At 64.4% G+C, this 7,471-nt stretch carries 8 protein-coding genes and 1 tRNA gene; 4 read left to right on the forward strand and 5 right to left on the reverse strand.

Features of this window, described 5'->3' with window-relative positions; all coding sequences use genetic code 11:
- Positions 1 to 291, reverse strand: coding sequence for a DUF1905 domain-containing protein (locus ACFVMC_RS07400; RefSeq protein ID WP_379207708.1), 291 nt, complete (start codon positions 289 to 291; stop codon positions 1 to 3).
- A gap of 127 nt (positions 292 to 418) precedes the next feature.
- Between ACFVMC_RS07400 and ACFVMC_RS07405 the strand changes: the two genes are divergently transcribed.
- On the forward strand, positions 419 to 1,198 hold the full coding sequence (locus tag ACFVMC_RS07405; protein ID WP_379207710.1) for an N-acetylmuramoyl-L-alanine amidase: 780 nt from the start codon (positions 419 to 421) through the stop codon (positions 1,196 to 1,198).
- 57 nt (positions 1,199 to 1,255) lie between these two features.
- Here ACFVMC_RS07405 and ACFVMC_RS07410 read toward each other — a convergent pair.
- From ACFVMC_RS07410 to ACFVMC_RS07420, 3 genes are all read right to left on the reverse strand, one after another.
- Positions 1,256 to 1,329: transfer RNA gene (locus ACFVMC_RS07410), tRNA-Gly, on the reverse strand.
- 77 nt (positions 1,330 to 1,406) lie between these two features.
- Positions 1,407 to 1,784: a hypothetical protein gene (locus ACFVMC_RS07415; protein WP_379207711.1), complete on the reverse strand. Its 378-nt coding sequence runs from the start codon at positions 1,782 to 1,784 to the stop codon at positions 1,407 to 1,409.
- 187 nt (positions 1,785 to 1,971) lie between these two features.
- Positions 1,972 to 4,551 (reverse strand): serine/threonine-protein kinase, encoded by a 2,580-nt coding sequence (locus ACFVMC_RS07420; RefSeq protein ID WP_379207713.1) that lies wholly within the window; start codon positions 4,549 to 4,551, stop codon positions 1,972 to 1,974.
- Positions 4,552 to 4,870: 319 nt separating this feature from the next.
- Here ACFVMC_RS07420 and ACFVMC_RS07425 point away from each other — a divergent pair, with 319 nt between their 5' ends.
- Entirely contained in the window at positions 4,871 to 5,215 is a 345-nt protein-coding gene (locus ACFVMC_RS07425; RefSeq protein WP_379207715.1) for a hypothetical protein, read from the forward strand.
- A gap of 133 nt (positions 5,216 to 5,348) precedes the next feature.
- Here ACFVMC_RS07425 and ACFVMC_RS07430 read toward each other — a convergent pair whose 3' ends face one another.
- Complete coding sequence (locus tag ACFVMC_RS07430; RefSeq protein WP_379207717.1) at positions 5,349 to 5,798, reverse strand: hypothetical protein; 450 nt, start codon at positions 5,796 to 5,798, stop codon at positions 5,349 to 5,351.
- A gap of 238 nt (positions 5,799 to 6,036) precedes the next feature.
- On the opposite strand from ACFVMC_RS07430, the gene ACFVMC_RS07435 reads away from it, so the two are divergent.
- Together ACFVMC_RS07435 and ACFVMC_RS07440 are read left to right on the forward strand one after the other, a co-directional pair.
- Positions 6,037 to 6,690, forward strand: coding sequence for a sigma-70 family RNA polymerase sigma factor (locus ACFVMC_RS07435; protein WP_379207718.1), 654 nt, complete (start codon positions 6,037 to 6,039; stop codon positions 6,688 to 6,690).
- A complete protein-coding gene (locus ACFVMC_RS07440; protein WP_379207720.1) occupies positions 6,687 to 7,406 on the forward strand; it encodes an anti-sigma factor domain-containing protein in 720 nt (239 codons plus the stop codon). The genes ACFVMC_RS07435 and ACFVMC_RS07440 overlap by 4 nt, the downstream gene beginning before the upstream one ends.
- The last annotated feature ends 65 nt before the right edge of the window (positions 7,407 to 7,471 follow it).

A 7,471-nucleotide genomic window follows, 5' to 3' on the forward strand; every position in this document is an offset into this window, starting at 1 on the left:
CTAGAGCGCCACCTCCACCTCGATCCGCGGCGTCGACCCGGCCTCGAGCCCTTCGGCGGTGCGCACCGGTTTCTTCACCGGAAGCACATAGGTGCCACGCGTTTTGTCCGGGAACAGCGAGGTCGACCAGCGGGTGGCGCCGATCGTGACATGGACGCGCACCGCACCGAACCCGCCGGTCCGATGCCCGTAGAGCTCCTCGATCTCGTCGGCGATGGCTTCGGGCAGCGACACGAAATGCCACGCGCCCATCCCCGGGTGTTCCCACACTTCGGCCGTGAACGAATACACCCCACGGACTGTATCCAGGGGCTCCGACAACGCCGTGTACCCGTGCGGCACCGAATGCTTTGCGCTGTGCAAATCCGAAGCCGGGTGGTCTACCGGCTGCGAGCAGAGAGCAAGGAGGCGCGAACCTGTGAGTGATCCACTCTGGTTGGCCGATGTGCTGCGGGCCGAAGGGCTGCGCGTGATCGAGCACGAGGGCTGGCAGCACCGTGGACACGGTGATTTCGCCGATATTCGAGGTGTGCTGTGTCATCACACCGCCGGCGGCGGCGAAAACGACTGGCGCATCGTGCAATACGGGCGGCCGGACCTGGAGGGCCCGCTGGCGCAACTGGTGCTCGAACGCGACGGCAGCTACCGCGTGATCGCCGCGGGCGTGTGCTGGCACGCGGGCCGCGGTTCCTGGCCCGGCTGGCCCACCGATGACGCCAACTATCACGTCATCGGGATCGAGGCCGTGTCGCGCGGCGACGGATCCGACTGGACCCCGGTGCAACTCGACGCCTACAAGCGCGGTTGTGCCGCGATCCTGCGCCACATCGGCCGCGACGCCGGCGACTGCGTCGGCCACCGCGAGTACTCGAGCGAGGGAAAGATCGACCCGACCGGCATCGACATGGGCGCTTTCCGGCTCGACGTCCAAGCAATCATCGAATCCACCCCAGGAGGCCACCGCATGCCCGCCCTCGAGGAAACCTTCGTCAACTTCCGCGGCGACACAGTCACACTCGGCACCGCCATCCGCTACATCGACGAATACGTCAACGACCTCCGCGAACAAGTCGGCGGCCCCATCCCCCTCAAAGGCTGGCCCCAACTCGGCGACCGCACCCTCGTAGACGCCGTAGCCGCCATCGGCGCCGAACTCGGCATCGAAGGTTTCACCGACCTCACCAAGGCTCAGAAGTAGCCACCCAACAATTCAGGCCCTGACCATAATCCCTGGTCAGGGCCTGTTCTCTAGCCATGGAGCCGATGACGGGAATCGAACCCGCGCTGTCTGCTTGGGAAGCAGAAGTTCTACCATTGAACTACATCGGCACTGCGCCTGAGCGTGCCCGCGACTCTATCAGACCAGCCACTATGCCGGTCAACTCCGACGCTTCGCCTGCGCTGCTTCAGCGATTGCACACCAGCCATTTGCCATCGATTTTGGACACCTCGAACTCCTCGGGTAGATGCTTGTTGTTGGAGAAGAACTCGAGCGTCACGGTGCCGTGATCGCCGTTCTCTTCGACCTTGGCAACGGACACGGTGTAGGGCACCCCGAAGGTTCGTGCCTGCATCTCTTTGTGCAGATCTATCGTCGCGTATCTCGACTTGTCGGCCTCGCACGTCAGGTCGACCATCGCGTCGGTGTCCTTGGTGTTGTATGCCTCGGCCATCGCGTCGGCCAGCTCGCCGACGGTGTCGCCGGGGTCCGTGCTGCAAGCCCCGGCGACCATCACGATCAATACAGCGGCACTGGCCCTGGCGGCGAGTTGTCGTTTCGTCATCGGTGCACGATAGCCAGGTCGAGGCTGGACGCCGAGCCCTTTCTATCGCCTCGAACCCGGATGCTTCGTGGATCCATACTTTCCGATCGCGTTTCACTCGCGGCTGCACGCTCGATCGGATCTCGAACGGCCGCTTCGTTTTCGGTGTCGGACCGGGCTGTAACCGGGAGGAGGCGGTGGCCACTCGCTAAACAGCCAGGACGGCGACAAGGATCGTGCACGCGACCGCTAGGACTGCGTAAGCCAGGTACAACCCCCATGGCATGCGCTCGGTCGGCGGTACCGGAATGGAGATCTCCTGTTGCGGCCGCTCCTCGAAATGCGCGGTCAGGAAGGGCAGCCACCGGCTTTTCATATGGCCGCGCTCGAAGTACTCGCTGTGGCCGAACATGAATCTTTCCTGCCACAGTCGGTTGCTTCGGGCGGTGAATCCGACGAGACCCGAAGGCCCGGTGCCCGATACGAACACGCTGACCATCCGAGTCCACACGTCCTCACTGCCGTACTCGTTCCGGACGACCTGCACTTGCCCACGTTCGATGAGCAGATCCCACGGAAAGTTCGTCGGCAGGATAGAGCCGCAGAGCAGCACCTTGCCGAAGCGCAGGTACGGATAGCGCAGCAACGCGTTGCCGAGGATGTAGGTGCCGAAGCTGTGCGCGACTATCGACGGAACTTGGCCTGCGGCAGCAGCATTGCCGAACTCCTGTTGATAGACCTCTCGGAACCACCGCACCTTCGCCAGCCTGGCCCACGGCATGACAAAACGCAGAACGGAGAAATAGCCGAAGTTCCACAGGTCGAAGTGCACGCCGAGACCGGCGCGACCTGCGACTTCGGTAAACGACCGCTGCCAGGCGGCATGGGTCCGAATGCCGTGCAGCGCAACAACCGCTGGTCCCTCCACCGCAGTTCGCGGCGCGTGCCTGGACAGCGGAGCGATGCAATCGTGAAGTTCATCGATGCTGGTGAATCTGTCTTTCGGGTCCTGGCACAAACCGCGTGACAAGGCCGATCGCAACTGCTCAGGCAGTCCATTGAGCAGGTCCTGGTCCGGCTCCCACCCACGCGGGACGGGAAACGGCAACGGCGTTCCGGTAACCAGTTCATACAGCACAGCAACCACCGCGTAGATGTCCGCGCGGCGGCCGACATGCCGCCCTTCTTGAACCTGCTCCGGGGCCGCATAGGACAGGTCACCGACAAATATGCCGGTCTTCGTGAACGAGTCCACCGCGGGGTTCTCGTGTCGAGCGATACCCGAATCCAGCACGGTGACAAGAAGGTCCGCGCCTGAAACCAGAATGTTCCTCGGCTTTATCTCACGATGCACCAGCCCGCTGTCATGAATATGCCTGAGCGCAACGCAGATCTGGACGGTTATCCAGATGCTCTCTTCGAGCTGGAGATCGCGGTTCTTGGCGAGCTCAGCGAGGTCTCCACCGTCGATGAACCTGCTGACGATGTAGGGCGGGTCATCGCCGTGCTGATTCTGGACATCCATGACCTCAACGACATTCGGGTGTGGCTTCAGTTTCAGCCACACCCGCCCGCCCCGCTGCAAGCGTTTCATCGTGTCGGCATCCGCGGCATGGACGACTTTGAAAGCAACGATCTCACCACGGATGTCGTCGTATGCCTTGTACAAGTCACCGGACAGGCCACGCGCCATGTGCTCGAGCAGGCGATACCGTCCACTGATCACCTCGCCACGGCGATCTGTCGCAATGACGGTCGTCGGCGGTCTCGGGCCGGGCCACAGCGGGATCAGATCAGGAGCCGAATCGGTCACATCGTCGGCGTACGGTTCAGCGAATGCCGGTTGTTCTCCGGCAGGAGACTGTTGTGCGTATCCCGCCACCTCGGAAGAGTGAAGGGTGACTGTAGTTCCGCGCGATGACCACTGCAACGCTGTTCTGGCCGCGGCTGCGAATTCACCACAGGTTCGATACCGGTCGTCGCGGTTCTTTGCCATCGCCTTCAGGACGACCGCGTCGAACGCCTCGAGTTCAGGACGTTCGACAGATCGCCCGCTCGGAAGTGGAGGCGGGTCTTGCAGATGCGCGCTGATCAGGGAGGCAACATTGCTTCCGGCAAAGGGGATCTCGCCTGTCAACAGTTGATAGAACGTGCAGCCGAGCGCATAGACGTCTACGCGCTCGTCCAGATCAGAGCCGCTCAGTTGTTCGGGTGCGGCGTAGTTGAGGCTGGCGACGATCGTTCCGGTTCGGGTCACTTCACCGGCATCCGCGAACAGCTTCGCAATGCCGAAGTCCGCGAGGTATGCCCGTTCCGGTTCGCTTCCTTTCGACTGCCCGAGAAGAATGTTCGACGGTTTGATATCTCGGTGGAGCACGCCGAGCGCGTGCGCGTGATCCAACGCCATCGCAATGTCGCTGACAATCTTGACCGCTCGCTCGACTGCCAACGGCCCATCACTCAGCGCCTGCGATGCGTCCGGGCCGTCAATGAACTGCATCGAGATCCAGGCGTGGTCGTCCTCGAGACCTCGGTCGTAAATGGTGACGATATTCGGGTGATCCAGCGCGGCGGCGGTGTCGGCTTCCCGTTCGAACCGAGCCCGGCTTTCGGCATCACCGGCGAATACCGCACTCAACACCTTGAGTGCGGTTCGGCGAGGCAACCTCGGATGCCCTGCCAGGTAGACGCTTCCGGTGCCGCCCCTTCCGATGAGACGGTCGATCGTGTAGCCGGCGAATACCTGACCAGGTTTCGGGTCCGGAGTCATACGCATCCGCTGTGCCATGTGGTAGTGACTATGGCGTCCATCGCATCCTCCCCCTGCCCGTGGTCGTGCCAAGTGTAATCCGGCTATGAGCAGCGTTGCGCTGTCACGACATCCCCGAAGGTGCCAGGAATCAGCCTTGTTTCGGCCACCGAGATCCGCTACTTTCCGGACGAAAGTGATTGGTGGGCGGGAACAAATGGGTGATGAGTCAGCGGGTATCGCGACGACTCGGCGGTGGCTTCGGTGGGGTCTCATCCCGCTGGTCGCTGTCCTCGCGTTTGCCGGGGGCTGGTACGTCCGGGATCGCGAGACACTCAGCTCGGGCGAGATCCGAGCGGTGGCCGACGATGCCGCCGACCACCTCAACGAGCACAGGATCAGCAAGATCACTGCTGGTGAGCTCAACGAAACGAGGCGGCGCAGCCTGGTCGAGTCGGTTCGGCGCGAAGTCGATCGAGAAATCGTCCATCAGGTCGAACATGCCGCCCTGCGGGCGGACGTGCCCGTCCCGAAGGTCGGCCTCGATAAAGAGGGGGCAACCATCAGCGACATAGACGGTGAAGATCCGGTATGCCTGCACGTCGAGATCGAGTACAGCAACGATGCCCTGCCCGGCGAAGCTGTGGAGTTCCAAACCTTGATCGACCTGATCGCTGAGGTCGAGAACGGCGCGTGCAGCTAGATGGTCGAGAAGGCGGCTGCCGTGATGTCGAGGTGGTAATCCGTTCCGGCAGATATTATTTCGAGGGTGGATGCTGCTTGGATCGCTGTCGCTGGGACCATCTCCGGGGTGGTTGTTACGGCTGCGAGCGGATCTATGTGTAGAGCACGACGCAGAGCAGGGCGGCGTATGCCGATCCGAGGGCGGCTCCTATCGCGCTGCCTCGAATCGCGCTGCGGAGCACGGTTTTTCGGGTCAGTGGGATGGGCTGGTTCGTGGTGAGGCGCACGTGTACAGGCAGTTCGCTGCCGAGGGGGTAGTGACCAGGTACCGCGGCTTGCTGCGGGAGTGCGTTCGTCCCACGGAATTCCAGGACGGTGCGTTGATCGCGTGCTGCGCAGGAGCAGGTGGCGGGGGTGTGGGCGCGGAGGCAGGTGTGCGCGATGACGCGGGCCGGGCGGCGGGGGGCGTAGCGGGGGCGGCCGTTGCCGCGGAACATCGCGTCGAGCGGCACCAGCACATGGTGGAAGGCCGCACCGCACAGGAAACCGCCGACCGTGGTGGCCGCCAGGCCCGCGAGCAGCGGGAAAGCTAGGTCGAACACTCCTGGATGGTATGCCGGGTCGGCGTCGAGTGGCGGGTGCGCGATAAATCCGTGGGGCGGACCCATCCAACCGGTCGGGCGGTACGAAATACAGATATACGTATCGCCTGTGGCGTCGAGAACGGCGGCGGGTACCAATTCGGGGAGACGAACCTGATGCAGGAGGCGCAGGGGCAATGCGGACGCGACGAATCCCGTTTCCGGCTCACACGTTTGGAGGAGCATCGCGGGTGTCGATGTGACAGACGCACAGGACGTGCCGACGATTCCGGCGCTGGGCAACCTCGCGCGCGTGGCGGCAGGGCCGTCCTGCCCACCCCGGCCGGACCTGGACGACGAGTTGACTCGTCGCTTGGTCGCGGTGCTGGTGGCGGTGGGCGACGGGGATCGGGAGGCTTTCACCGACCTGTATCGGCTGACCAGTCACCGGGTCTACGGGCTGGCACTGCGCATGCTGGGCAATCGGGCCACCGCGGAGGAGATCGCCCAGGAGGTGTATCTCCAGGTGTGGACGCTGGCCGATCGCTACGACCGCACCCAGTCCAGCCCGATGGGCTGGTTGATGATGCTGACCCACCGCAGAGCGGTGGACCGGATCAGGGGTGAGCGTTCGGCGGCCAGTCGCGAGAACACCTACAGCAGACTGCATCTGGGCCGCGACTACGACGTGGTGGTCGAGGGGGTGGAGCAGAGCATCGAGGAGGCGGCGGTGCTGCGCTGCCTGGACACGCTCACCGTGCTGCAGCGGGACACCATCGCCCTGGCCTATTACGGCGGACACACCTACAGCGAGGTGGCGGAGCGGCTCGGTGCGCCCGTCGCCACTGTGAAGACCCGAATCCGCGACGGCCTCAAGCGCCTGGCCGCCTGTCTGACCGGAGCCGACCTGTGAAGCGCGAATCCGAGCACTTGAACCTGCTGGATCTGGCCTACCCCTACGCGCTGGACGCGGTGTCGGATGCGGAGCGCCGTGCGATCGAGCACTGCCGCGAACGCGCCGACCGACGTACGGCGGTGCAGTTCGATGCCACGGTGGCCGCGGTGGGGGAGACGCTGGCCAGGCTCACCGCCCTGGATGCCTGCGCGCCGCCGCCCGAACTGGAGGAACGACTACAACGCGCCCTGACTCGGGTGACGACCGGGCGCGGGCGGCGGATCGGGGTCCAGCGGCTGGTCGCGGCGGTCATGCTGCTGGTCGCGCTGGCTGCCGGTGCGGGTTTCCTGCTGCTGCGTGCCGGTGCGGAGCCCACGCCGAGTGTGAGTACGACCGCCGAGATCGATGCCCGGCCGGACGCGCTGACCCGCACGGTGTGGGTCGGTGAGCGTGGCGTGCTGGAGATCCGGAGTTCGGAGTCGCTGCGCACGGCCGCGGTGGATTTCGTGGGGGTGCGCCGTCCGCCGTCGGGCCGGGTCTATCAGCTCTGGCTGGTGCCGCCGACCGGCGCGGCCCGGTCCGCGGCGGTGGTGGATCGTTTGCCGGATGCTCCGCTGGTGATCGTGTTCACCACGGCGGACACGCTCGCCGTGACAGTGGAGCCGGCGGGTGGTTCGCCCGCGCCCACCATGTCTCCGATCGCCATGCTGGCCCTCTGCCGCGGCGGTTCGTAACGCCCGAATTGCCGTATTCCCAAAGTTTTTCGCCGAAAGACCAATCCGTCCACCCGGTCTGTACG

The sequence above is a fragment of the Nocardia sp. NPDC127579 genome, assembly GCF_042672005.1.
GTDB lineage: Bacteria > Actinomycetota > Actinomycetes > Mycobacteriales > Mycobacteriaceae > Nocardia.